General features: G+C 73.1%; 20 protein-coding genes. 7 read left to right on the top strand and 13 right to left on the bottom strand.

Annotation, left to right across the window (positions count from 1 at the left end):
- Positions 1-54 precede the first annotated feature (54 nt).
- The 11 genes from ACZ6RT_RS02120 to ACZ6RT_RS02070 all read right to left on the bottom strand — a co-directional run bounded on the left by ACZ6RT_RS02120 (position 55) and on the right by ACZ6RT_RS02070 (position 10707).
- The gene (locus ACZ6RT_RS02120; RefSeq protein WP_399188404.1) at positions 55-762 is read right to left on the bottom strand and encodes an ABC transporter ATP-binding protein; all 708 of its coding nucleotides are present in this window, start codon (positions 760-762) and stop codon (positions 55-57) included.
- A complete protein-coding gene (locus ACZ6RT_RS02115) occupies positions 755-1702 on the bottom strand; it encodes an ABC transporter ATP-binding protein (protein ID WP_470151935.1) in 948 nt (315 codons plus the stop codon). Before ACZ6RT_RS02115 ends, ACZ6RT_RS02120 begins: the two co-directional genes overlap by 8 nt.
- A complete protein-coding gene (locus ACZ6RT_RS02110) occupies positions 1699-2664 on the bottom strand; it encodes a branched-chain amino acid ABC transporter permease (protein ID WP_399188400.1) in 966 nt (321 codons plus the stop codon). The genes ACZ6RT_RS02115 and ACZ6RT_RS02110 overlap by 4 nt, the downstream gene beginning before the upstream one ends.
- Positions 2661-3554, bottom strand: a complete 894-nt coding sequence (locus ACZ6RT_RS02105; RefSeq protein WP_399188398.1) for a branched-chain amino acid ABC transporter permease — start codon at positions 3552-3554, stop codon at positions 2661-2663. The genes ACZ6RT_RS02110 and ACZ6RT_RS02105 overlap by 4 nt, the downstream gene beginning before the upstream one ends.
- Complete coding sequence (locus ACZ6RT_RS02100; RefSeq protein ID WP_470151933.1) at positions 3551-3769, bottom strand: hypothetical protein; 219 nt, start codon at positions 3767-3769, stop codon at positions 3551-3553. The genes ACZ6RT_RS02105 and ACZ6RT_RS02100 overlap by 4 nt, the downstream gene beginning before the upstream one ends.
- The gene (locus ACZ6RT_RS02095; protein ID WP_399188394.1) at positions 3766-4941 is read right to left on the bottom strand and encodes a branched-chain amino acid ABC transporter substrate-binding protein; all 1176 of its coding nucleotides are present in this window, start codon (positions 4939-4941) and stop codon (positions 3766-3768) included. Before ACZ6RT_RS02095 ends, ACZ6RT_RS02100 begins: the two co-directional genes overlap by 4 nt.
- 387 nt (positions 4942-5328) lie before the next feature.
- Positions 5329-6330, bottom strand: a complete 1002-nt coding sequence (locus ACZ6RT_RS02090) for a proline racemase family protein (RefSeq protein WP_399188392.1) — start codon at positions 6328-6330, stop codon at positions 5329-5331.
- A gap of 109 nt (positions 6331-6439) precedes the next feature.
- Complete coding sequence (locus ACZ6RT_RS02085) at positions 6440-7333, bottom strand: dihydrodipicolinate synthase family protein (protein WP_399188390.1); 894 nt, start codon at positions 7331-7333, stop codon at positions 6440-6442.
- Positions 7330-8877 (bottom strand): FAD-dependent oxidoreductase, encoded by a 1548-nt coding sequence (locus ACZ6RT_RS02080; protein ID WP_470151931.1) that lies wholly within the window; start codon positions 8875-8877, stop codon positions 7330-7332. Before ACZ6RT_RS02080 ends, ACZ6RT_RS02085 begins: the two co-directional genes overlap by 4 nt.
- Positions 8874-9314 carry a (2Fe-2S)-binding protein gene (locus tag ACZ6RT_RS02075; RefSeq protein ID WP_470151929.1) on the bottom strand — a complete coding sequence of 147 codons (441 nt, stop codon included), beginning with the start codon at positions 9312-9314 and terminating at the stop codon, positions 8874-8876. The genes ACZ6RT_RS02080 and ACZ6RT_RS02075 overlap by 4 nt, the downstream gene beginning before the upstream one ends.
- A gap of 160 nt (positions 9315-9474) precedes the next feature.
- Positions 9475-10707: an NAD(P)/FAD-dependent oxidoreductase gene (locus tag ACZ6RT_RS02070; protein WP_470151928.1), complete on the bottom strand. Its 1233-nt coding sequence runs from the start codon at positions 10705-10707 to the stop codon at positions 9475-9477.
- 177 nt (positions 10708-10884) lie between these two features.
- Between ACZ6RT_RS02070 and ACZ6RT_RS02065 the strand changes: the two genes are divergently transcribed.
- Complete coding sequence (locus ACZ6RT_RS02065) at positions 10885-11916, top strand: COX15/CtaA family protein (protein ID WP_470151926.1); 1032 nt, start codon at positions 10885-10887, stop codon at positions 11914-11916.
- A 130-nt stretch (positions 11917-12046) separates the two neighbouring features.
- Positions 12047-12730, top strand: a complete 684-nt coding sequence (locus ACZ6RT_RS02060) for a SanA/YdcF family protein (protein ID WP_470151925.1) — start codon at positions 12047-12049, stop codon at positions 12728-12730.
- Here the strand turns inward: ACZ6RT_RS02060 and ACZ6RT_RS02055 are convergent.
- Together ACZ6RT_RS02055 and ACZ6RT_RS02050 are read right to left on the bottom strand one after the other, a co-directional pair.
- Positions 12718-13896, bottom strand: a complete 1179-nt coding sequence (locus ACZ6RT_RS02055; protein ID WP_470151923.1) for a PrsW family intramembrane metalloprotease — start codon at positions 13894-13896, stop codon at positions 12718-12720. The genes ACZ6RT_RS02060 and ACZ6RT_RS02055 overlap by 13 nt on opposite strands.
- A 323-nt stretch (positions 13897-14219) precedes the next feature.
- Positions 14220-15179, bottom strand: a complete 960-nt coding sequence (locus tag ACZ6RT_RS02050; RefSeq protein ID WP_399188374.1) for a heme o synthase — start codon at positions 15177-15179, stop codon at positions 14220-14222.
- A 444-nt stretch (positions 15180-15623) separates the two neighbouring features.
- Between ACZ6RT_RS02050 and tkt the strand changes: the two genes are divergently transcribed.
- Genes tkt through ACZ6RT_RS02025 form a run of 5 tightly spaced genes read left to right on the top strand, consistent with a single transcriptional unit; the run spans position 15624 to position 23017 of the window.
- Positions 15624-17657 carry a transketolase gene (gene tkt, locus ACZ6RT_RS02045; RefSeq protein WP_470152123.1) on the top strand — a complete coding sequence of 678 codons (2034 nt, stop codon included), beginning with the start codon at positions 15624-15626 and terminating at the stop codon, positions 17655-17657.
- A 2-nt stretch (positions 17658-17659) separates the two neighbouring features.
- On the top strand, positions 17660-18763 hold the full coding sequence (gene tal / locus ACZ6RT_RS02040) for a transaldolase (protein WP_470151921.1): 1104 nt from the start codon (positions 17660-17662) through the stop codon (positions 18761-18763).
- 8 nt (positions 18764-18771) lie between these two features.
- Entirely contained in the window at positions 18772-20400 is a 1629-nt protein-coding gene (locus ACZ6RT_RS02035; RefSeq protein WP_470151919.1) for a glucose-6-phosphate isomerase, read from the top strand.
- A 19-nt stretch (positions 20401-20419) separates the two neighbouring features.
- Positions 20420-22105 carry a glucose-6-phosphate dehydrogenase gene (zwf, locus tag ACZ6RT_RS02030; RefSeq protein WP_344903439.1) on the top strand — a complete coding sequence of 562 codons (1686 nt, stop codon included), beginning with the start codon at positions 20420-20422 and terminating at the stop codon, positions 22103-22105.
- Positions 22106-23017, top strand: coding sequence for a glucose-6-phosphate dehydrogenase assembly protein OpcA (locus ACZ6RT_RS02025; protein ID WP_470151917.1), 912 nt, complete (start codon positions 22106-22108; stop codon positions 23015-23017).
- The last annotated feature ends 118 nt before the right edge of the window (positions 23018-23135 follow it).

The following is a 23135-nucleotide window of genomic DNA, read 5'->3' as shown; positions in this document are numbered from 1 at the left end:
CTCCGTCGAACCCGTGCCGAGCCCGCACCGGACCCCGTCGCCGGACCCCGGCCGTCAGACCCCGCCGAGGTAGGCCTCGACGACCCGGGGGTCCCGGCGGAGCCCGGCGGCCGGCCCGTCCAGCAGGCAGGCGCCGTTCTCGATCACGTACCCGCGGTGCGCGATCCCCAGGGCGGCCGTGGCGTTCTGCTCGACGAGCAGCACCGAGGTCCCCTCGGCGTTGATGCCCGCGATGAGTTCCATGACCGAGGCGACCACCAGCGGGGCCAGGCCCATGGACGGCTCGTCGAGCAGCAGCAGGCGCGGCCCGGTGACCAGCGCCCTGCCGATGGCGAGCATCTGCTGCTCGCCGCCCGACAGCGTGCCGCCCTGCTGGGTACGCCGTTCCGCCAGGCGGGGCAGCAGCCCGTAGACCCGCTCGATCCGGCTGCGGACCTCCGCCTGGTCGCGGACCAGGTAGCCGCCCAGCTGGAGGTTCTCGTGGACGCTGAGCGTGCTGAAGATCCTGCGTCCCTCGGGGACGTGCACCAGGCCGGAGGCGGTGATCCGGTGCGGTTTCTCACCGGTGATCCTCCGCCCGTCGAAGGTCACGCCGCCACCGCTGGGGCGTACCAGCCCCGAGACCGCGGACAGCGTGGTGGTCTTGCCCGCGCCGTTGTTGCCGAGCAGGGCCACGATCTCCCCCTCGCCGACGGTGAGGGAGAGCCCGCGCAGCGCGTGCACGCCGCCGTAGTGGACGTCGAGGTCCTCGATCTCAAGCATCGGCGTCGCTCCCGGCGGTCCTGTCACGTGCGGGGGTACGGTTCCCGGCCCCGTCCCCGGAGCCGTCCGCGGCGTCGGCACCGTCGGCGCCGTCGGCGTCCGGGGCCCGCGTGTGCGCGGCGTCCGTGCCCGGCGTGGTCCCGGAGGGATCGTCCTGCGGGGTGTCCCTCTCCCCCGCGGTGATGTCACCGCCGAGGTAGGCCTCGATGACGGCCGGGTTCCGCCGGACGTCCTCGGGACGGCCGTCGGCGATCTCCCTGCCGAAGTTGAGCACGACCACCCTCTCGGAGACCTCCATGACCAGTCCCATGTCGTGCTCGATGAGCACGATGGCCACGCCGAGGGCCTGGATGCGCCGGATCAGGTCGAGCATCTCGGCCTTCTCGCCGTGGTTGAGCCCGGCGGCGGGCTCGTCCAGCAGCAGCAGGTCGGGCTTGCGGGCCAGGGCGCGGGCGATCTCGGTGCGGCGCTGCTCGCCGTAGGGCAGGTTGCGGGCCTGCCCGTACCGGTCGCCGCGCAGGCCCACGAAGTCCAGCCAGTGGTGGGCCTGCTCGGTGCACTCGCGCTCGGAACGCCGGTACCGGGGGGTGTGCAGCAGGGCGTCGAAGACGCTCTGGCGCAGCCACAGGTGCGATCCGGCCCGTACGTTGTCCAGGACCGACAGCTCGCCGAACAGGCGCAGGTTCTGGAAGGTGCGCGCGACGCCGAGGGCGGCCACGGCCGAGGGCCGCAGTCCCGGCAGGTCCTTGCCGCGCAGGGTGATCCGGCCCGCGGTCGGCCGGTAGAAGCCGGTGACGCAGTTGAAGGCCGACGTCTTGCCCGCCCCGTTGGGTCCGATGACGGAGACGATCTCCGCCTCGTCCACCGAGAACGACAGGCCGTCGATGGCCGTCACCCCGCCGAAGGTCAGGCGCAGGTCGGTCACGCTCAGCAGGCTCACGGCACCTCCTTGGAACGGGCCGGCCACAGGCCCTGCGGGCGCAGCAGCATGAAGGCGATGAGCAGGACGCCGAACAGGAAGTAACGGTAGTCGGCCAGGTCCCGCAGGATCTCCGGCAGGACGCTGATCACGACGGCGCCCACCACGACGCCGGAGACCGAGCCCATGCCGCCGAGCACGACGGCCATCAGCACCAGCGCCGATGCCAGGAAGGTGAAGCTGCCCGGTGAGACGGCGGACAGCTGCGCGGCGAACAGCACCCCGGCCAGGCCGCCCCAGACCGCGCCGGCGATGTAGGCGGCGAGCTTGACCCGGTAGGTGTGCACGCCCATCGCCTCGGCGGCGTCCTCGTCCTCGCGGACGAACCGCCAGGCCCGGCCCAGCCGGGAGCGGCCCAGCCGCGCCGAGCCGAGGACCGCCAGCGAGACGACGGCGACGGTGACGTAGTAGAAGAGCACCGGGCTGTCCACCAGGGACGGGATGCCGTAGATGCCCGACGGGCCGCCGGTGACGTCCAGGTTGTTGGCGGTGATCCGGATGATCTCGCCGAAGCCGAGCGTCACGATGGCCAGGTAGTCGCTGCGCAGCCGCAGGGTGGGCGCGCCGATGACGATCCCGGCGACGACGGTGACCACGATCACCGCGGGCACCGTGGCCAGCAGCGGCAGGTCGAACCGGGTGGCCAGCACGCCGCTGGTGTAGGCGCCGACCGCGAAGAAGGCGACGTAGCCCAGGTCGAGCAGGCCGCAGTAGCCGACCACGATGTTCAGCCCGGCCGCGAGCATCACGGCGATGGCCGCGCTGGTCATGACCGACAGCGCGTACGGGCTGGCGTTGACGAAGGGCGCCAGCAGCGCGATCAGCAGGCCGGCGGTGCCGGCCCACCTGTTCTGCATCAGCTTCGACGCCAGGCTGGGGGGACGGTCCGTGCCGCGGCGGCGGACCTTGGTCCCGGCCGTCACACCCGCTCCGTGACGCGTTCGCCGAGCAGGCCGGTGGGCCGCACGGTCAGGAACAGGATCAGCACCCCGAAGGCGAACACGTCGCGCCACTCGCCGCCCAGCCAGAACGTGCCGAACGACTCCAGCAGCCCGAGCAGCAGCCCCCCGAGCATGGTGCCCGGAATGTTGCCGATGCCGCCGATGACCGCCGCGGTGAAGGCCTTGAGGCCGATCAGGAAGCCCATCAGGAAGTCGATCTTCCCGTAGTAGGCCCCGGCCATCACGCCCGCGGCCCCGGCCAGGGCCGAGCCGATGAAGAAGGTGCGGGAGATCACGGCGTTGACGTCGATGCCCATCAGCGCGCTGGTGCGCGGGTCCAGCGCGATGGCCCGCATGGCCCGTCCCTCGCGGGTGCGGGTGACCAGCAGGTTGAGCCCGGCCATCAGCACCACCGCGACCCCCATCAGGGCGAGCTGCTGCAGGGTGATCCGGGCGCCGAGGATCTCGATCGAGGTGCCGCCCAGGCGTACCGGGTAGACCCGCGGGTCGGCCCCGGCCACCGCGCGCATCCCGTACTCCAGGGCGAAGGAGGCGCCGACCGCGGTGATCAGCAGGGACAGGCGCGGGGCCCGGCGGAGCGGCCGGTAGGCGATCCGCTCCAGCGCGACCCCGGCCAGGCCGGTGAGCGCCATGCTCGCCAGCAGGACCGCCAGCAGCAGCGGCAGCGCCATCGAGGAGGTCACGCCGCCGACCGCGCCGAGGATGGCGAAGCCGGCGAACGCGCCGAGCATGTACAGGTCGCCGTGGGCGAAGTTGAGCAGCTTGATGATCCCGTACACCATGCTGTAGCCCAGTGCCACCAGGGCGTAGAACGAGCCGACGAACAGGCCGTTCCAGACGAGCTGCGTCATCGCGCGGCCCGCTTCCCCGGCGGGCGGTCCGGGCCGCCGTGCCCGCCGCTGCCGCCGTTGCCGGTGCCGCCGGTGCCCAAGCGCCGGTGACGGCCCCGGTACCCGGCGGGCTGCCGGTCCTCGGAGGGCTCTGGGCGGGCGTCGTTCTCGCCGCCCCGGGCCCTGTCGCACCCGGCGTCGCCGCCGTAGGCGCCGGGTGAGGTGTTGCCGGTCATTTGAGGGAGTCCTGCAGGGTGAAGGCGTCGCCCTTCACGACGAGGATCTGGAAGCCGCCGTTGGCCAGGGTGTGCTCGGGGGTGAACTTCAGCGGCCCGGAGAACATCGAGAAGCCGTCGACCGCCTCCAGGGCCGCGATCACCTTCGGGCCGTCGGTGCCGCCCGCCTTGGTGACCGCCTCGGCGGCCAGCCGCACCGCGTCGTAGGCCTGGTTGGAGTAAGGCCCGGGGTCGGTGCCGAACTTCTTCTTGTACGCGTCGATCCAGCCCTCGGCGCCCTCGAGGGTGTCGGGGGTCTGGGTCATCGTGGCGTAGACGCCCTCGGCGGCCTCGTCCCCGGCGATCTCGATCAGCTTGGGCGAGACCGAGCCGTCGCCGACCATGATGGAGCCCTTGTAGCCGGCCTGCCGCAGCTGGCGGGCGATCAGGCCGCCCTCCTGGAAGTAGCCGGTCCAGTAGACGAAGTCGGGCTTCTTGGCCAGCACGTTGGTGATGTTGGCGCTGTAGTCGCTCTCCTTGGGGGTGACCGCCTCGGTGATGACCGCCTCGGCCCCGTCGGGGGCCTTCAGCAGGGTCTCGGTGCGCAGCGCGATGTCCTTGGAGTAGCTGGTGTTGTCGTGCATCAGCGCGACGCTCTCGGCGCCCTGCTTGGTGATCCACTTCTCGGCGGCGGCGGCCTGCTGGGAGCCGGTGCCGTTGATCAGGAAGACGTGCTTGAGCTTCTGGTCCACCAGCTCCTGGGAGTTGGCGGCCGGGATGATCATCGGGATGCCGGCCTTGCCGAAGATCGGCAGGGTGGGTAGCGTCGCCCCGGAGCAGTAACCGCCCACGGAGACGTCGACCCCCTCGGTGACCAGCTTGTTGGCACCGGCCGCCGCCGACTGGGCGTCACAGGCGTCGTCCGCGGTCTTCAGCTGCAGCTGGCGGCCGAGCACGCCGCCCTTGGCGTTGATCTCGTCGATCGCGAGCTGGGCCGCGTTGCTCATGTACGGACCGATGGCGGCCTCGCTGCCCGACTGCGGGATCAGCATGCCGAGCACGATCGGCTCGTCCTTCTTGCCGGCCGCCTGGCCGCCGTCCTCGCCGCCGCCGAGCAGCCCCTGGCCACATCCGGTGACCAGGAGACCGAGGACGGCCAGGGACGTGAAGGATTTCAGGGGGATGGCGCGCATTGCCGCTCCTCACATCTGGTGATGTGTGACATTGCATGGGTAAGGGAAGCACAACGTCAAGGGCCGAAATCAGACCGTTAGCGTTAAGTGGCCGTTTCCCCGCGAAACCATCTCGTCGGGCATGAACCGTCGTCGCGACGGCCCCGGCGGCCCCTGCCCGGCCCTGGGTACGGAGGTGTCACGGGGGTGTCGCGGGGTTTCCGGACAGCCCGAATCCGGCCCCGGCCGGAGCGGGTCCCCGGAGCGGACCCCCGGGGCCGCGACCCGGTTCGTGACAGGACCGGAACGGGCCCCCGGGGCCACGGCCCGGTCGTGACGGGGCCGGGCCGCGACCCGGTCATGACAGGCGAGCCGCGACACGGTCGCGACGGGGCCGCGGCCGGTGGGTCAGAGCAGGAAGCCGGCAGGGAACGGGTCGGAGGGGTCCAGGAAGTACTGCGCGGTGCCGGTGATCCACGCCCTGCCGGTGACCGTCGGGATCACCGCGGGCAGGTCCGCCACCCGGGTCTCCTCCACCAGCCGCCCGACGAACCGGGTGCCGATGAACGACTCGTTCACGAAGTCGGCCCCCAGCGGGAGCTCCCCCCTGGCGTGCAGCTGGGCCATCCGGGCGCTGGTGCCGGTGCCGCACGGCGAGCGGTCGAACCAGCCGGGGTGGATCGCCATCGCGTGCCGCGAGTGCCGGGCGTCCGAGCCCGGCGCGGTGAACTGCACGTGGTGGCAGCCCCGGATGGCGGCGTCCAGCGGGTGGACGGGCTCGTCCTGCTCGTTGATCGCCCCCATGACGGCCAGGCCGGCCTGGAGGATCTCCTGCTTGTGCGAGCGCTCGAACGGCAGGCCCACGGACTCGACCGGCAGGATCGCGTAGTGGTTGCCGCCGTAGGCGAGGTCGTAGACGACCTCCCCGATGCCGGGCACCCGGACCACGCGGTCCAGGCCCACGCTGAAGGAGGGCACGTTGGTGATGGTCACCTCGACGGCCGCGCCGTCGGCGACCCGTACCTCGGCGACCACCAGCCCGGCGGGGGTGTCCAGCCGGATCGTGGTGACCGGCTCGACGACCTCGACCATCCCGGTCTCGACCAGGACGGTGGCGACCCCGATGGTGCCGTGCCCGCACATGGGCAGGCAGCCCGAGACCTCGATGTAGAGCACCCCGTAGTCGGCGTCGGGCCGGGTGGGGGGCTGCAGGATGGCGCCGCTCATCGCCGAGTGGCCGCGCGGCTCGTACATGAGCAGGGTGCGGACGTGGTCCATCGTCGCCAGGAAGTGCTCGCGCCGCTCGGCCATGGTCGCACCCGGGATCACCCCCACTCCCCCGGTGATCACCCGGGTGGGCATGCCCTCGGTGTGGGAGTCCACCGCGTGGAAGACCCTCTTCGTTCTCATGGGCGCTCCTCGCGGGAGGGGTCTCCCGCCACGGACGGGCCGGGAACCGGCGAAACGGGCACCGGCACGGGTACGGATACGGGCCGGGCGGGCACCGGTGGCGCCGGGGTCATCGCATGCCCTCGGCCAGCGCCTTCTCGGTGGCCGCGCGCACGGCGGCCTCCTGCTCGCCGGCGAGCGCGAGCCTGGGCGGGCGGCACGGGCCGCCGGTGCGCCCGGCCAGGTCCATGGAGAGCTTGATGGCCTGGACGAACACCGGCCGGGAGTCCCAGCGCAGCAGCGGGTGCAGCGCGCGGTAGAGCGGCAGCGCGGTGGCCATGTCCCCCTCCGCGGCCGCCCGGTACAGCGCCACGGTCGAGACGGGCAGCGCGTTGGGGTACCCGGCGACCCAGCCGACCGCGCCCGCGGTGACCAGCTCCAGCAGCACGTCGTCGGCCCCGGCCAGCACGTCCAGGCCGGGCGCGAGCTCGGCGATCTCGTAGATGCGGCGGACGTCGCCGCTGAACTCCTTGACCCCGACGATCAGGCCCTCGCCGTACAGGGTGGCCAGCAGCTCGGGGGTCAGGTCCACGCGGGTGTCGAAGGGGTTGTTGTAGGCCACCACCGGCAGGCCGGCCGCGGCCACCTCCCGGTAGTGCTCCACCACGGTCCGGTCGTCGGCCCGGTAGGCGTTCGGCGGGAGCAGCATCACCGCCCGGCACCCGGCCTCCGCGGCCTGCTCGGTCCAGCGACGGGCCTCCAGGGAGCCGTACGCCGCCACCCCGGGCATCACCCGGTCGCCGCCGACGGCCGCCACCGCGGTCTCCACGACCGCGGCGCGCTCCTGGGGGGTCAGCGTCTGGTACTCCCCCAGCGACCCGTTCGGCACGACGCCGTCGCAGCCGGACTCGACCAGCCAGCGGCAGTGCTCGGCGTAGCCGTCCAGGTCGACGGAGAGGTCCTCGGCCAGGGGCAGCGCGGTGGCCACCATCACGCCGTGCCAGGGCTTCACGCGGGTCGTCATCGTTCATCCTTCCGGTGGGGTCGGTCCCGAGGGGGTTCGGGCCGGTCCGGGCCCGCCGGGGACACCGGCGGTTCCGTGGGAAAAGGCTCGGGTCCGGGTCGCGCGGTCCCGGGATCGGTCCGTGCGGTCTCGGGTCCGGTCTGTGACGCGAGGGCGCCGAGCCGGATGGGCTGGGCGATCGGGCGCCCGGCCGGGGCGGGATCCTCACCGGCCAGGCAGGCGACCGCGTACCCGCACATCCGGCCCTGGCACCAGCCCATCCCGGGCCGCGCCAGCAGCTTGACCGAACGGGCGTCGGCGGCGCCCATGGCCTGGGCCTCGCGCACGGCCGACAGGGGCACCTCCTCGCAGCGGCAGACGAGCGTGTCGTGGCGGAGCCACTCCTGCCAGCCGGGCCGTACCGGGTACGCCTCCTGCAGGGCCCGCGCGAAGGCCGCGAGCCGGTCCCTGCGGCGGGTCAGCGCGGGATCGGGCCGGTCGGCCGCGGGACCGGGCCGGCCGGCGGCAGTGGATCGGCCCAGGTCGGCGGCAGTGGATCGGCCCAGGTCGGTGACTGCGGAGCGGCCCGCGAGGCGGCCCTCCACCTCGGCCAGGACGGCGCCGCCCACGCCGGTGCTCTCCCCGGCCGCGTACACGCCGGGCACGCTGGTGCGCATGCCCGCGTCCACCGTGACGACCGCGCTGCCGTCGTGGTCGCGGCGGGTGGCGCAACCGAGCTGGACCGGCAGGTCGAGCTGGGGGACGAAGCCGTAGCCGCAGGCCAGGGTGTCGCACGCGACGGTCGTCGTGGAGACCGGCCGCCAGGCGGCGTCCAGGGTCGCGACGGTGACGTGGGTCAGCGCGGTGTCCCCGTGCGCGGCGACCACCGCCCGCCGTCCCCGGTAGGGGATCCGGTGGCGGGCCAGGCGCGCCCCGTACCCCAGGGCCTCCCCGGCCCGGCCGGCCGCCAGCATCGGGTGCGCGGCCAGCCCGAACCGGCCGTTGGCCTCGTACACGCCGGCCACCCGTCCGCCGGCGTCGGCCAGGCCCGCGGCGACCGGGAGCAGGAACGGGCCGGTGCCGGCGACCACGATCTCGCGGCCGGCGAGGACCAGGTCCCCCTTGAGCAGCGCCTGTGCCGCTCCCGCGGTGAGCACGCCGGGGAGGTCCCAGCCGGGGAAGGGCAGCGGCCTGTCGTGCGCGCCGGTGGCGATCAGCAGCCCGCGGGCGGTCACCGTGCGGGGCCGCTCCTCGCGGTCCCCCTCCAGGCAGCGCAGCACGACCGTCTCCCCGGTGCGCTCGACCGCCCACACCCTGTGGCGCAGCAGCACCTCGGCGTGCTCCGTGAGCAGCTCCCAGCGGCGGGTGAACCCGTCGAGGCCGTGGTGCAGGGCGCCGGGCCGGGCCGCGTGGAAGCCCTCGGCCGGACGGCGGAAGTACTGGCCGCCCGGCCTGGCCGCGCCGTCGAGCAGCACCACGTCCAGCCCGGCCAGGGCGGCGGTGAGCGCACCGGCGACCCCGGCGGGGCCCGCGCCGACCACGGCCAGGTCGTGGACCCGCGTCACGGACCGCTCACCGCCCGTCCTCCGTCGCTCCCGCCCTCGTCCCCGAGGTCCCCGATGTCCCCGCCACTGTCTTTGCCTGCCGTGTCCCCAGTGTCCCCGGTGTCCCCGGTGTCCCCGGTGTCCCCAGTGTCCCCAGTGTCCCCTGTGTCCCCGGTGGCGCCGGTGGTCACCCGGTCCTCGGGGCGGGCCTCGATCAGGCAGGCGCGCAGGGAGGGGACGCCGTTCACCGTGACCAGGCAGTCGAAGCAGACCCCGATGCCGCAGAACAGCCCGCGCGGGCGCCCGCCGAACCTGGTGGTCCGCCAGGACCGGATGCCCGCGCCGTGCATGGCCGCGCCGATCGTCTGACCCGGGACCACCGGGACACCGACGCCGTCCACGCTGATCTCGAACCCCGGCTCGGGACGCGCCCGCACCAGGTCGTACGGCCCCCTCATCGGGCGCTCCCGGTGGCCGGGCACGTCGCCGCACCCCGCGCAGAGCCGTCCCGGACCGCACCGTCGGCACCGTCGGCGCCGTCGGCGCCGTTCCGGGTGGAGCCGCGGGCACGGCCGTCCAGGACCGGACCGCCCTTCGGAGGGTCGCCGTCGGCGGGGTTCACGATGCCTCCTCGGCGAAACGGTCCGGGCGGAAGGGGGTGAGGTCCAGCTCGGGGCGCAGGCCCGCCAGGAGCCGGGCGATCAGGTGGCCGGTGGCCGGGGCCAGGCCGATGCCCGCGCCCTCGTGGCCGCAGGCGTGGTAGAGGCCCGGCGCCCGGGGGTCCTCGCCGATCACCGGCAGGTGGTCGGGGCAGTACGGGCGGAACCCGCAGTAGGCGCGGATCGCCCGGTAGTCCGCCAGGGCCGGGAACAGCTCCACCGCCTGGCGGGCGAGGCGTTCGAGCACCGGGATCGAGACCGTGCGGTCGAAGCCGACCCGCTCCCGGCTGGCGCCGATGAGCACCGGCCCGGACGGGGTGCTCTCCACCACGGCGGACGTCTCCAGCCCGGCGGAGTCGCTGGCCACCGCGGTGACGTAGGCGGCGGTGTAGACCTTGTGCCGGACGAGCGGCCCGGCCAGGGGCTCGGTGACCAGGATGAAGCCGCGCCGGGGCAGGATCGGGACGTGCACCCCGGCCAGCGCGGCGACCTGGCCGCCCCAGGTGCCCGCGGCGTTGACCACGGCCCCGGCGAGGATCTCGCCCTGGTCGGTGGTGACACCGGCGATCCGGCCCCCGCGGCGGACGAAGCCGGTCACGGTGACGCCGGTGCGCAGCATCAGGGCGCCGTGGCCGAACCGCTCGGCGCCCCGCCGGATGAGTCCTGCCGCCGCCAGCATGGGGTGGACCTGGGCGTCCTGCGGGTAGAACACGCCCCCGGCGAAGCCCCGGGCCAGGTGCGGCTCGTAGTCGTGCAGCTCTCCGGGACCGGCCAGGACGTGCTCGACCCCCTGCGCGGCGGCCAGGCCGGTGAGCGCCTCCAGGACCTCGTCCGTCTCGGCGACCACCAGGCCGCCCTTGGCCTCGAACTCGAACCCGCCCGCCGCGGCCCCGTTCCCGCGACCCGCCGCGTCCGCCGACCCGTTCCCCGGCCCGGTCCCCCGGCCGTTCCCCGGTCCGTCGCCCGTTTCCGCCCCGGCCAGGTCGCGCCAGAGGCGGTTGGACAGCAGGGCCAGGTCCAGCTCGGGTCCGGGCTCCTTGTCGGAGACCAGGATGTTGCCCTCGCCGGCGCCGGTCGTCCCCCCGGCCACGGGTCCTCGGTCGACGACCACCACGTCGAGTCCGGCGCGGGCGGCGTAGTAGGCGCAGGCGGCACCGACGACCCCGGCCCCGATGACCACGACGTCCGGCATGTCCCACCTCGCTCTCGCGGCCCGGATCCGTCAGTACTATGTCACATACCCTTAACCGGATCAATGCCCCAAATCAGGCATCGAGGGGACGCGCCGCCCGGCCCCTCGCCCGCCCGGCCCCCTCGCCCGCCGGGGTCCGCCACGGGACCGCCCACCTGGCCGCCTACCATATGAGCCGTGAAACACCTCCTTGACCGGGCCGGCCGGCGCGCCCTGAGCGCGGCACGGATCGTGGGGCCCCCCACCCTTCCCACCGTGCACCGCTGGGCGCTGGTGGCGGTGGCCGTCAACGTCCTGATCACCGTCACGGGCGCGGCGGTGCGGGTCACCGGCTCCGGGCTGGGGTGCCCCACCTGGCCCCGGTGCACGCCGGAGAGCTTCATCCCCAGGGCCCACGACGAGATCTCGCCGATCAACATGGCGATCGAGTTCGGCAACCGGCTGCTCTCCTTCGTGGTGCTGATCATCGCCCTGGGCTGCCTGTTCGCCGCCCTGCGGCTGCTGCCCCGGCGCCGCGACCTGGTCCTGCTGGCCTGGGTGCAGCCGATCGGCGTGGCCTTCCAGGGCGTGTGGGGCGGCCTGGTCGTGCGCAGCGCGCTCAACCCGGTCACCGTGAGCGTGCACTTCCTGGTCTCCATCGGCATGACCGCCGCGGCGTACGCGCTGTACGCGCGTTCCCGCCGGTACGAGGGCCCCGAGCCGCCGGTCCGCCGCGAGGTCCGCGCGCTCGCCTGGGCCCTGCTGGCGTCCACGTTCGTCCTGGTGGTCGCGGGCGTGGTGGTCACCGGCACCGGCCCGCACTCCGGCGACGAGATGGCCTCCCGGTTCGGCTTCGACATCGAGACCGTGGCGCGGATCCACGCCGACATCGCCTACGTGACGGTCGGCCTCACCTTCGCGCTGGCGTTCGCGTTCCACCTCACCGGCGCCTCCGGACGCGCCCGCAAGGCCGCGTGGACACTGCTGGCCGTGGAGGCGGCCCAGGGCCTCGTCGGCTACGTCCAGTACTTCACCGGGGTGCCCGCGGCCCTGGTCAACCTGCACGTGCTCGGCGCCGCCCTGGTCTGGGTCTGCGCGCTGCGGGTGCTCTTCGCGACCCGCCCGTACGTCCCGGCCGAGCCCACCGGCACCTCCGGGACCGGCGACGCGGACCGGCTCGACGGCGCCCCCGCCGCCCCCGCCGCCCCCGCCCCCACCGTCCACGCCTGACCCTCGCCCGCCCCCGCGTCCTCCCGGCGGCCGTCCCGTCCCTGTCCCGGCCTCGTCCCCGACCCCGTGCCCGGACCCGCGCCCGCCCCGCAGGTTCGACACGGTCCCGCCCGGCCGGGACAATGATCGGATGTCACCGTCACGACGGGCTCTCCGCCTCTGCTACCAGGGCGCCGTGCTGCTGAGCGTCCTGGCGATCGCGCCGCTGACCTGGGTCTGGCTGGCCAGTTCCGGACACCGCGTGGTCGCCGGAACCTCCCCCGGCTGGACGGCCGGGGTGCCCGCGGCGCCGGTGGCGCTGGTGCTGGGGGCCGCCGCCTTCGGGGGCACCCCCTCCGCCATGCTGGCCAGGCGCCTGGACATCTCCGCCGAGCTGTACCGGGCCGGCAGGGTCAAAGCGATCCTGCTCTCGGGCGACAACGGCCGGACGGGCTACGACGAGCCGACCGTGATGCGCGACTACCTGCTCGCCCGGGGGATCCCCGGGCGCTCGCTCGTCCTCGACCACGCGGGCTTCGACACCTGGGACTCCTGCGTGCGGGCCCGTACCGTGTTCGGCGCCACCCGGCTCACCGTGGTCACCCAGGTCTTCCACCTGCCCAGGGCCGTCACGCTCTGCCGTACCGCGGGCCTGGAGACCTTCGGTGTGGGCGACGACTCCTCACGGGCGTGGGCGGCGCCCACCTACGCCTACGCGGCCCGCGAGTTCGCCGCCGCGGCCAAGGGGCTCCTGGACTCGGTGGTCCTGGACTCCGCCCCGGTCTTCCCCGGGCCGCGCGAGACCACCCTGGACGCGGCGCTTCAGCCGAGGTGAGCGCCCCCGGCCGGGGGCCCCGGGAACGGCGAGGGCGGCGGGGGCACGGCGGGGAACCGGGTGCGGGCGGCGGCCATGCACTCCAGCAGCGCCCGCTGCTCGGCGTTGAAGGTGGGCTCGTCGATCACGTGCCCCCTGGCCCGCTCGTGCAGCAGGCCCAGCTCGGTCGCGGCGAGCTGGTAGTCGCTCATCGCCCGCAACCCGGGCCGCCCCCCGTTGGCCCTGGCCCACTGCCTGGCGTGACGGCGGCCCGGCAGGGACGAGAGCATCGCGACGTCGGCGGAGGAGACCAGGCCGGTCGCCCAGTAGGCCGGCAGGTAGGCCTGGATGAGCCCGATGATGCGCTTGCGGTCGCGGAAGACGATCCAGATCAGGACGAACAACACGATCATCAGCAGCACGTACGCGATGGCCAGGCCGGCGATGCCGACGTAGGAGGCGAAGCCGTTCCAGATGCCGTGCAGCAGCATCGCGCCGACCCATCCGGCGACGATGACGAGGATCCGGCCCGGCCCGCTGCGCTGCGCCGCGTAGGCCACCGCGACCCCGATCATCGAGGTGAACAGCGGGTGCGCGAACGGCGACAGGACCCCGCGCAGCACGACGGTCACCGCCAGGCCCTGCGCGCCCATCTCGTCGAGCGCGGCCACGTAGTAGCTGACGTTCTCGCTCATGGCGAAGCCGAGGCCGACCATGCAGGCGTAGATGATGCCGTCGGTGGGCCCGTCGAGCTCGGCGCGCCTGAACCTGAGCAGGCCCAGCAGGACCAGGCCCTTCATCGTCTCCTCCACCACCGGGGCGCCGAACGTGGCGGTGAGGTTGCGCGCGTAGTCGTAGCCCAGCCGGACGGTGTTCTCCAGGTAGATCAGGTTGAAGGAGTTGATCACCCCGGCGAACAGGACCGCCACCCCCGCCCCCCAGGCGAACGCGAAGACCAGGTTGCCGCGCGGCTCCGGTTCGATCCGGTCCAGCGCCAGCACCGCGGCCAGCAGCACCGGGACGGGCGCCAGCGCCAGAAGGAGCGCGATGAAGAAGTAGACCGGGTCGCCGTTCAGCACGTCGAAGGAGAGCGACACCAGGCCGCAGAGCCCGGTCGCCACGAGCCCGCCGATCAGCGCGCGTGACGGGCGGTCCCTGAGCACCCATCGGGGATCACTGCTGGACATGTGGCAACCGTAACCGCTGATGTGCACACCACGGCTCGTACAGGGGGATTCCACCTCCGGCGTCGGCGATCGGCCGGGCGCGGATCACCGGGTGGGCGACCGGACGGCGGATCGTCCGGCGGCGGGGCCCCCACACCCTGCCGACGGTCCGGCGGCCCCGTACGGCCGCCTGGAATCCCGTGACCCTACCGGGTGGGGGCCCGCTTTCGCGAGCGAACCCGGAATCCGGCCCGTACCCGTCACCGGTGACCACGAGCGTCCCTTCCCGTCTCCCCCATGGGCCCGCCCCGGGGCGCGTGGAGACCACGGCCCGACGGGCGGCCTCAGACGAGCATCGAGTCGATCGCCACGGCCAGGAACAGCAGCGCCAGGTAGGCGTTGGACCAGTGGAAGAAGCGCATCGGGCGCAGGTCGACCCCGGTCTTGCCGGCGTTGACCCGGCCCATGAGGCGGTGCACCTCCCACAGGCAGGCGGCGCCCAGGACGGCGGCGACCACCGGGTAGAGCGCGGTGGTGCCGGCCACCGGCCACAGCAGCAGCGAGCAGAGCACGGTGGCCCAGGTGTAGACGATGCTCTCCATCACCACGCGGCGCTCGGTGGCGACCACCGGGAGCATGGGGACCTTGGCCGCGGCGTAGTCCTCCTTGTAGCGCATGGCCAGGGTCCAGGTGTGCGGCGGCGTCCAGAAGAACACCACGCCGAAGAGCACCACGGGGGCCCAGTCGAGCCTTCCGGTGACGCCGGCCCAGCCGATCAGCACCGGCATGCACCCGGCGAGCCCGCCCCAGACCACGTTCTGCGAGGTCCGCCTCTTGAGGATCATCGAGTAGACCAGCACGTAGAACAGGTTCGCGGCCAGCGACAGGCCCGCGGCGAGCCAGTTCACCGTCAGGCCCAGGCCCAGGGTGGACAGCACGCCCAGGACGATCCCGAAGATCAGCGCGTTGGTGGGCGGCACCAGGTGCCGGGCCAGCGGCCGGCGCCGGGTGCGGCGCATGGCCGCGTCGATGTCCCGGTCGATGTAGCAGTTCAGGGCGTTGGCGCTACCGGCCGACAGGGTGCCGAAGACCAGGGTGTTGACGGCGGTCCAGAGCGGCGGCAGGCCCTTTGCCGCCAGGAACATCACCGGCAGCGTCGTGATCAGCAGCAGCTCGATGATCCGCGGCTTCGTGAGGGCCACGTACGCCTTCACGACGTCGCCGAGGGAGCGGGGCGCGCCCGGCGTGTGCGGGGTCGCGCCCGGCTCGTGCGGGGCCGTCGATTGCTTGTCGGTGAGCACCATCTAAGGCGCTTCCAGCACGTGCGGGGTCAACGCGTAACCTCTGATTAGAGCGGATCCGTGAATGCGGGCACCAGCCAGCCTTGAGGACTCAACTGTAGTTGCAGGGGGGGACGGTCCCGGCACGGGGTACGGAAGCGGCATGGCGCGCCACCCCGCGGGGACGGCGTCCGGGCCGCTCACCGATCCCGCGGGCCCGTCGGGGAACGCCCGCGCCACGACGGCACGGACGGATCACGGCTCCTGCGGGCCCGCCCGGGAGCCGCTCGCGCCACGACGGCGCGGCCGAAACCGTTAGGGTCCGGTGTGGGCGGGAACTAGCCAGATCGGCGCCATCATCACACGATTAAAGATCCGGAGATCGAGCACTTGAGCAGTGAACTCGTGCCAACCCTTGAATGGAGCGACCTGGACCGCCGCGCGGTCGACGTCGTACGGGCTCTGGCCATGGACGCGGTTGAGAAGGCGGGCTCGGGACACCCCGGCACCGCGATGAGTCTGGCGCCCGCCGCCTACCTGCTGTTCCAGCGGGTCATGCGGCACGATCCGTCGGATCCCTCCTGGACGGGCCGCGACCGGTTCGTCCTGTCGGCCGGGCACAGCAGCCTGACCCTCTACATCCAGCTCTACCTGTCCGGCTACGGCCTGAGCCTGGACGACCTCAAGGGGTTGCGCCAGTGGCAGAGCCTGACCCCCGGCCACCCCGAGCACGGTCACACCGCCGGTGTGGAGACCACCACCGGCCCGCTGGGCCAGGGCCTGGGCAACGCGGTCGGCATGGCGATGGCCGCCCGCCGCGAGCGCGGCCTGTTCGACCCGGACGCCGCGCCGGGCACCAGCGTGTTCGACCACGACATCTGGTGCATCGCCTCCGAGGGTGACATCGAGGAGGGCGTCAGCCACGAGGTCAGCGCGCTCGCCGCGCACCAGAAGCTGGGCAACCTGACGGTCGTCTTCGACAGCAACCACATCTCGATCGAGGACGACACCCAGATCGCGCTGAGCGAGGACGTCGTCGCGCGCTACGAGGCGTACGGCTGGCACACCCAGACCGTCGACTGGACGCAGACCGGCGACTACGTCGAGGACGTCCAGGCGCTGTACCAGGCGCTGGAGGAGGCCCGCGCCGAGACCGGCAGGCCGTCGTTCATCCGGCTGCGCACGATCATCGGCTGGCCCGCGCCGAACAAGAAGAACACCGGCAAGATCCACGGCTCGGCGCTGGGCGCCGAGGAGGTCGCCGCCACCAAGAAGGTCCTGGGCCTGGACCCGGAGAAGGACTTCCAGGTCCCCGCCGACGTGCTGGGGCACGCCCGCGAGGTCGTCGAGCGCGGCCGCGCCGCCCGCGCCGACTGGAACGCGCGCTACGAGAGCTGGCGCGAGGCCGAGCCCGAGCGCGCCGCCGAGTTCGACCGCATCGCCTCCCGGCGGCTGCCCGCGGGCTGGACCGACGCGCTGCCGACCTTCGAGATCGGCTCCTCGGTCGCCACCCGCAAGGCCTCCGGCGAGGTGCTCACCAGCCTCGCGCCGGTGCTGCCCGAGCTGTGGGGCGGCTCGGCCGACCTGGCCGAGTCCAACAACACCACGATGAAGGGCGAGCCGTCCTTCATCCCCGAGGAGTTCCAGACCAAGGACTTCCCGGGCCACCCCTACGGCCGCACGCTGCACTTCGGCATCCGCGAGCACGGCATGGGGGCGATCCTGAACGGCATCGCGCTGCACGGCGGCACCCGCCCGTACGGCGGCACGTTCCTGGTCTTCAGCGACTACATGCGCCCGGCGGTGCGGCTGGCGGCGCTGATGAAGCTGCCGGTCACCTACGTGTGGACGCACGACTCCATCGGCCTGGGCGAGGACGGCCCGACCCACCAGCCCATCGAGCAGCTGTGGTCGCTGCGCGCCATCCCGGGCCTGGACGTGGTCCGCCCGGCCGACGCCAACGAGACGGCCGCCGCCTGGCAGGTCGTGCTGGAGCACCACGACCGCCCGGCCGCGCTGGCGCTGACCCGGCAGAACCTGCCGGTCTACGAGGGCACCCGGGACGCCACCAAGGTCGCCCGCGGCGGCTACATCCTGCAGGACGCCTCCGACGGCCAGCCGTCGGTGCTGCTGATCGCCACCGGTTCCGAGGTCGAGCTGGCCGTCGAGGCCCGCAAGCTCCTGGAGGCCGAGGGCATCACCGCCCGGGTCGTGTCGATGCCGTGCGTGGAGTGGTTCCAGGCCGAGGACATGGCCTACCGCCAGTCGGTGCTGCCGCCCTCGGTCAAGGCGCGCGTCGCGGTCGAGGCGGGAATCCCGCTGGGCTGGCGGGAGTTCGTGGGAGACGAGGGCGTGATCCTGGGCCTGGACCACTTCGGTGCCTCGGCCCCCTACCGCACCCTGTACGAGCAGTTCGGGCTGACCGCCGAGCGCGTGGCCGCCGCCGCCAAGGCGACCCTCGCCAAGACCGGAGCCGACAAGGGCGAGACGACGGGAAACTGATCATGAGTGAGATTCTCAGGAAACTGTCCGAGCAGGGCGTCTCCATCTGGCTGGACGACATCAGCCGCGAGCGCCTGCGCACCGGCAACCTCCAGGACCTGATCCGCGACAGGCACGTGGTCGGCGTCACGTCCAACCCGACGATCTTCGCCTCGGCGCTGAGCAAGGGCGACGCCTACGACCAGCAGATGCACGACCTGAAGATCCGCGGCGTGGACGTCGAGGAGGCGGTGCGCGCCATCACCACCTACGACATCCGCTGGGCCGCCGACGTGCTCAAGCCGGTCTACGAGAGCGGCGGTCAGACCGACGGCCGGGTCTCGATCGAGGTCGACCCGCGGCTGTCCAAGGACACCGACAAGACCGTCGCCGAGGCGCGCGCGCTGTGGTGGCTGGTCGACCGGCCCAACCTGTTCATCAAGATCCCGGCCACCGTCGAGGGCCTGTCCGCGATCACCCAGGTGATCGCCGAGGGCATCAGCGTCAACGTCACGCTGATCTTCTCCCTGGAGCGCTACCGCGCGGTCATGGACGCCTGGATGACCGGCCTGGAGCAGGCCAAGGCCAAGGGCCTGGAGCTGGGCGGCATCGAGTCGGTGGCCTCGTTCTTCGTCAGCCGGGTGGACGGCGAGATCGACAAGCGGCTCGACAAGATCGGCACCCCCGAGGCGCTGGCCCTCAAGGGCAAGGCCGCGCTCGCCAACGCCCGCCTGGCCTTCGCCGCCTTCGAGGAGGTCGTCGCCTCGGAGCGCTGGAAGGCGCTGGCCGCGGCCGGTGCCCGGCCGCAGCGCCCGCTGTGGGCCTCCACCGGGACCAAGAACCCCGACTACCCCGACACGCTCTACGTCGACCAGCTGGTCACCTCCGGCACGGTCAACACGATGCCGGAGAAGACCCTCGAGGCCACCGCCGACCATGGCAAGATCGACGGCGACACGATCCGTTCCTCCTACGAGGAGGCCTGGAACACCATGGCCGCCCTCAAGGAGGCCGGCATCGACTACGACGACGTCGTCGGCTTCCTGGAGACGGACGGCCTGAACAAGTTCGAGGCCTCCTGGACCGAGCTGCTGGCGACCGTCTCCGCCGAGCTGAAGAAGGCGTGAGGGAGCACATGTCAGTGTCCGTGACGTTCGGTGAGGACGATCTCACCGAGCTTGCCGCCGAGACCGCAGGGCGGCTCGCCGCCGAGGGCGTCCCCCAGGCGCTGGCCTCGGGCGACTCCCGCCTGTGGGGGCCCGAGGCCCAGGCCGAGGCGGCCGTCCGCCTCGGCTGGCTGAACCTGCCGCACACCAGCCGGGAGCTGCTGCCCGAGATCGACGCGCTGGTGCGCAGGGCCCGCGCCGAGGGCCTGGACCACGTGGTCCTGGCCGGCATGGGCGGCTCCTCCCTGGCCCCCGAGGTCATCACGGCCTCCGACGACGTACCGCTGACCGTGCTCGACACCACCGACCCCGGCCAGGTGCGCCGGGCCCTGTCGGACCGGCTGGAGAGCACGATCGTGGTCGTGGCCAGCAAGAGCGGCGGGACCGTCGAGACCGACAGCCACCGGCGGATCTACGAGAAGGCCTTCCGCGACGCCGGGATCGACCCGGCGAGCAGGATCGTCGTCGTCACCGACCCGGGCTCGCCGCTGGAGCAGACCGCCCGCGAGGCCGGCTACCAGGTGTTCCTGGCCGACCCGAACGTGGGCGGGCGCTACAGCGCGCTGACCGCGTTCGGCCTGGTGCCCAGCGCGCTGGCCGGGGCCGACGTCGAGCGGCTGCTCGACGACGCGGCCGAGGTGCTGCCGCTGCTGTCGCGCACCGAGGGCAACCCAGGCCTCGACCTCGGCGCCGCCCTGGGGGCCGCCGCGGCCGCCGGGCGCGACAAGCTGGTCATCGAGGACGGCCTGTCGGAGATCAACGGCCTGCCCGACTGGATCGAGCAGCTGGTCGCCGAGTCCACCGGCAAGTCCGGCAAGGGCATCCTGCCCGTGGTCGGCGCCGACCCGAGCGACGCCGAGGACGAGCTGCTCGCCGGGATCGACACCGACGGCGTGGTGACCGTGGCCGGTCCGCTGGGCGCGCAGTTCCTCGTCTGGGAGTACGCCACGGCCGTGGCCGGGCGGGTGCTGGGCATCGACCCGTTCAACCAGCCGAACGTGTCGGAGTCCAAGGAGAACACCGCCGCGCTGCTCGACCGGGCCGAGCTGCCGGTCGGCACGCCGCTCCTGGTGGACGGCCCGGTGGAGGTCTACGGCGAGCTTCCCGGGGAGGGCGAGGCCAAGGACCTGTCCGACGTGCTCACCCGGCTGCTGGAGGCGATCCCCTCCGACGGCTACCTCGCGGTGATGGCCTACCTCGACCGTGAGGCGGCCTTCGACGCCCCCTACGCCGAGGGCGCCTCGTTCGAGGAGATGACCGACGTGTGGAGCGGGGCCGACGCGGCCACGCTGCGCGGGATGCTCGCCGTCCGCACCGACCGCCCGGTCACCTTCGGCTGGGGCCCCCGCTTCCTGCACTCCACCGGCCAGTACCACAAGGGCGGCCCGCAGAACGGGGCGTTCCTGCAGATCACCGGGGCCGTGGAGAACGATCTCGAGGTACCCGGCAAGCCGTACACCCTGGGCAGGCTCCAGCTCGCCCAGGCGCTCGGTGACCTGGGAGCCCTCGCCGGCCGCGGACGTCCCGTCGTGCGGCTGCACCTGACCGACCGCGTCGCGGGCGTCGCGCGCCTGCTGGCCGCCGCCAGGGAGGTCTGATGGGCCGCTGGAGGTTCGCATGAGCAAGGACAGCTCCCCGGCGCCCGCCGGGGAGAGCAGGACGGGCTCCCCGGCCGCGTCCGACCGGCAGGGCGGGCACAAGGGGCACAAGAGTCCCGCGAAGGGGACGGACACCACCACCGCGGCCACCGCCGCCTCCAGCGTCGGCATCACCGAGGCCGTGATCGACGCCAACCCGCTGCGCGACCCGCGCGACAAGCGCCTGCCGCGTGTGGCCGGGCCCTGCGTGCTGGTGCTGTTCGGCGTGACCGGCGACCTGGCCCGCAAGAAGCTGCTGCCGGCGATCTACGACCTGGCCAACCGGGGGCTGCTGCCGCCGGGCTTCTCGCTGGTCGGTTTCGCCCGCCGCGACTGGAAGGACCAGGACTTCGCGCAGCTGACCCACGACGCGGTCAAGGAGCACGCGCGGACGCCGTTCCGCGAGGAGGTCTGGAAGCAGCTGTCGGAGGGCATCTTCTTCTGCCGGGGCGAGTTCACCGACGACGGCGCGTTCGACGCGCTGGCGATGATGCTCAAGGAGATCGACCAGACCCGGGGCACCGGCGGCAACTACGGCTTCTACCTGTCGGTGCCGCCGAAGTTCTTCCCGGTCGTGGTCCAGCAGCTCAAGCGGACCGACCTGGCCGACGGCCCGGACGGTTCCTGGCGGCGGGTCGTGATCGAGAAGCCGTTCGGGCACGACCTGAAGAGCGCCCAGGAGCTCAACGCGATCACCAGCGCGGTGTTCCCGGAGAGCTCGGTGTTCCGCATCGACCACTACCTGGGCAAGGAGACGGTCCAGAACATCCTGGCGCTGCGCTTCGCCAACAACCTGTTCGAGCCGATCTGGAACCGCGGTTACGTCGACCACGTGCAGATCACGATGGCCGAGGACATCGGCATCGGCGGCCGGGCCGGGTACTACGACGGCATCGGCGCGGCCCGCGACGTCATCCAGAACCACCTGATCCAGCTGCTGGCCCTGGTCGGCATGGAGGACCCGACGTCGTTCGGGGCCGACTCGCTGCGCAGGGAGAAGGAGAAGGTCCTCAAGGCGCTGCGGCTGCCGGCCGACCTGTCGCTGGCCACCGCGCGCGGGCGCTACGGTCCCGGCTGGCAGGGCGGTGAGCCGGTCATCGGCTACACCGAGGAGGAGGGCATCCCGCCGGACTCCATCACCGAGACCTACGCCGCCGTCAAGGTGGAGATCGCCAACCGGCGCTGGGCCGGGGTGCCGTTCTACCTGAGGACCGGCAAGCGGCTCGGCCGCCGGGTGACCGAGGTGGCCGTGGTGTTCCAGCGGGCGCCGCACCTGCCGTTCAGCAAGGACGACACCGAGATCCTGGGGCAGAACGCCCTGGTGATCCGGGTGCAGCCGGACGAGGGCATCACGGTGCGGTTCGGCTCCAAGGTGCCCGGCACCGCGATGGAGGTCAGGGACGTCTCGATGGACTTCGCCTACGGCGAGTCGTTCATGGAGTCCTCCCCCGAGGCCTACGAGCGGCTGCTGCTGGACGTGCTGATCGGCGACCCGCCGCTCTTCCCGCACCAGCGGGAGGTGGAGCTGTCGTGGAAGATCCTCGACCCGATCGAGGAGTACTGGAGCTCCCAGGGCCCGCCGGAGGAGTACCCGGCGGGCACGTGGGGGCCGGCCTCGGCCGACGAGATGATGGCCCGCGACGGGCGCGTCTGGAGGCGGCTGTAGATGACCAGCTTCATGCTGAGCGGCACGACCGCCTCGAAGATCTCCTCGCAGCTCACCCACCTGCGCCACCAGATGGGCACCCCCGCGGTCGGCATGGTGCTGACCCTGGTGGTGGTCTGCGGCGAGAGCGAGCAGTACGACGCGGTCCGCGCGGCGACCGAGGCCGCCAGGGAGCACCCCTCCCGGATCCTGGTCGTCATCTCCCGCGACGCGAACGAGCCGAACCGGCTGGACGCCGAGATCCGGTTCGGCGAGTCGACGCCGGGCGAGGTGATCCTGCTCCGCCTGTACGGGGAGCTGACCCGGCACGCCGACTCGGTGGTCAGCCCGCTGCTGCTCACCGACACCCCGGTGGTGGCCTGGTGGCCGGGCGAGTGCCCGGACGTGCCGGCCAAGGACCCGATCGGCATGCTGGCCCAGCGGCGCATCGTCGACGCGCGGGCCGCGGCCGACGCGGTCAAGGCCATCGTCGGCCGGGCCCGCGGTTACGTGCCCGGTGACACCGACCTGGCCTGGACGCGGCTGACCACGTGGCGGAGCCTGCTGGCCGCCGCGTTCGACCAGCCGGTGGGCAAGGTCAAGCGGGGCGGCGTGGAGGCGGTGCCCGGTCACGCCAGCGCCCTGCTGCTGGCGGCCTGGCTGAGCGACCGGCTGGGCGCGTCCGTGAAGGTCTCCGAGTCCGAGGGCCCGGGCCTGACCGCGGTGAGGCTGTCGGCCGCCGACGGCGACATCGTGATCACACGGTCCGACGGCCACCTGGCCACGCTCTCGCGTCCGCGTCAGCCGGACCGCCGGGTCGCCCTGACCCGGCGCCCGACGTCGGAGCTGCTCGCCGAGGAGCTGCGGCGGCTGGACCCCGACGAGGTCTACGCGGCCGCGCTCCAGCGGCTCGCCAAGACCAACCGGTCCTGAGCGGTGGGGGGCCCCCGGGGGGGGGGGGGGGGGCCGCGCGCCGCTCCCCCGGGGGGGGGGTCCCGAAACGAGGAATGGCGCTCGTTCCCCTTTTCGGCATTTCACGGGAGAAGGTCGG

This window comes from Streptosporangium sp. NPDC050148 (assembly GCF_055586505.1).
The sequence above is the reverse complement of the archived record's forward strand: the minus strand, read 5'-3'. Positions and strand labels throughout refer to the sequence as shown.

What these genes read in the sequence shown, in the direction of transcription:
- ACZ6RT_RS02120 (WP_399188404.1), bottom strand. Translation starts at nt 762, where the DNA reads ATGCTTGAGATCGAGGACCTCGACGTCCACTACGGCGGCGTGCACGCG.
- ACZ6RT_RS02105 (WP_399188398.1), bottom strand. Translation starts at nt 3,554, where the DNA reads ATGACGCAGCTCGTCTGGAACGGCCTGTTCGTCGGCTCGTTCTACGCC.
- ACZ6RT_RS02100 (WP_470151933.1), bottom strand. Translation starts at nt 3,769, where the DNA reads ATGACCGGCAACACCTCACCCGGCGCCTACGGCGGCGACGCCGGGTGC.
- ACZ6RT_RS02095 (WP_399188394.1), bottom strand. Translation starts at nt 4,941, where the DNA reads ATGCGCGCCATCCCCCTGAAATCCTTCACGTCCCTGGCCGTCCTCGGT.
- ACZ6RT_RS02090 (WP_399188392.1), bottom strand. Translation starts at nt 6,330, where the DNA reads ATGAGAACGAAGAGGGTCTTCCACGCGGTGGACTCCCACACCGAGGGC.
- ACZ6RT_RS02085 (WP_399188390.1), bottom strand. Translation starts at nt 7,333, where the DNA reads ATGACGACCCGCGTGAAGCCCTGGCACGGCGTGATGGTGGCCACCGCG.
- ACZ6RT_RS02075 (WP_470151929.1), bottom strand. Translation starts at nt 9,314, where the DNA reads ATGAGGGGGCCGTACGACCTGGTGCGGGCGCGTCCCGAGCCGGGGTTC.
- ACZ6RT_RS02070 (WP_470151928.1), bottom strand. Translation starts at nt 10,707, where the DNA reads ATGCCGGACGTCGTGGTCATCGGGGCCGGGGTCGTCGGTGCCGCCTGC.
- ACZ6RT_RS02060 (WP_470151925.1), top strand. Translation starts at nt 12,047, where the DNA reads ATGTCACCGTCACGACGGGCTCTCCGCCTCTGCTACCAGGGCGCCGTG.
- ACZ6RT_RS02055 (WP_470151923.1), bottom strand. Translation starts at nt 13,896, where the DNA reads ATGTCCAGCAGTGATCCCCGATGGGTGCTCAGGGACCGCCCGTCACGC.
- ACZ6RT_RS02050 (WP_399188374.1), bottom strand. Translation starts at nt 15,179, where the DNA reads ATGGTGCTCACCGACAAGCAATCGACGGCCCCGCACGAGCCGGGCGCG.
- tkt (WP_470152123.1), top strand. Translation starts at nt 15,624, where the DNA reads ATGGACGCGGTTGAGAAGGCGGGCTCGGGACACCCCGGCACCGCGATG.
- tal (WP_470151921.1), top strand. Translation starts at nt 17,660, where the DNA reads ATGAGTGAGATTCTCAGGAAACTGTCCGAGCAGGGCGTCTCCATCTGG.
- ACZ6RT_RS02035 (WP_470151919.1), top strand. Translation starts at nt 18,772, where the DNA reads ATGTCAGTGTCCGTGACGTTCGGTGAGGACGATCTCACCGAGCTTGCC.
- zwf (WP_344903439.1), top strand. Translation starts at nt 20,420, where the DNA reads ATGAGCAAGGACAGCTCCCCGGCGCCCGCCGGGGAGAGCAGGACGGGC.
- ACZ6RT_RS02025 (WP_470151917.1), top strand. Translation starts at nt 22,106, where the DNA reads ATGACCAGCTTCATGCTGAGCGGCACGACCGCCTCGAAGATCTCCTCG.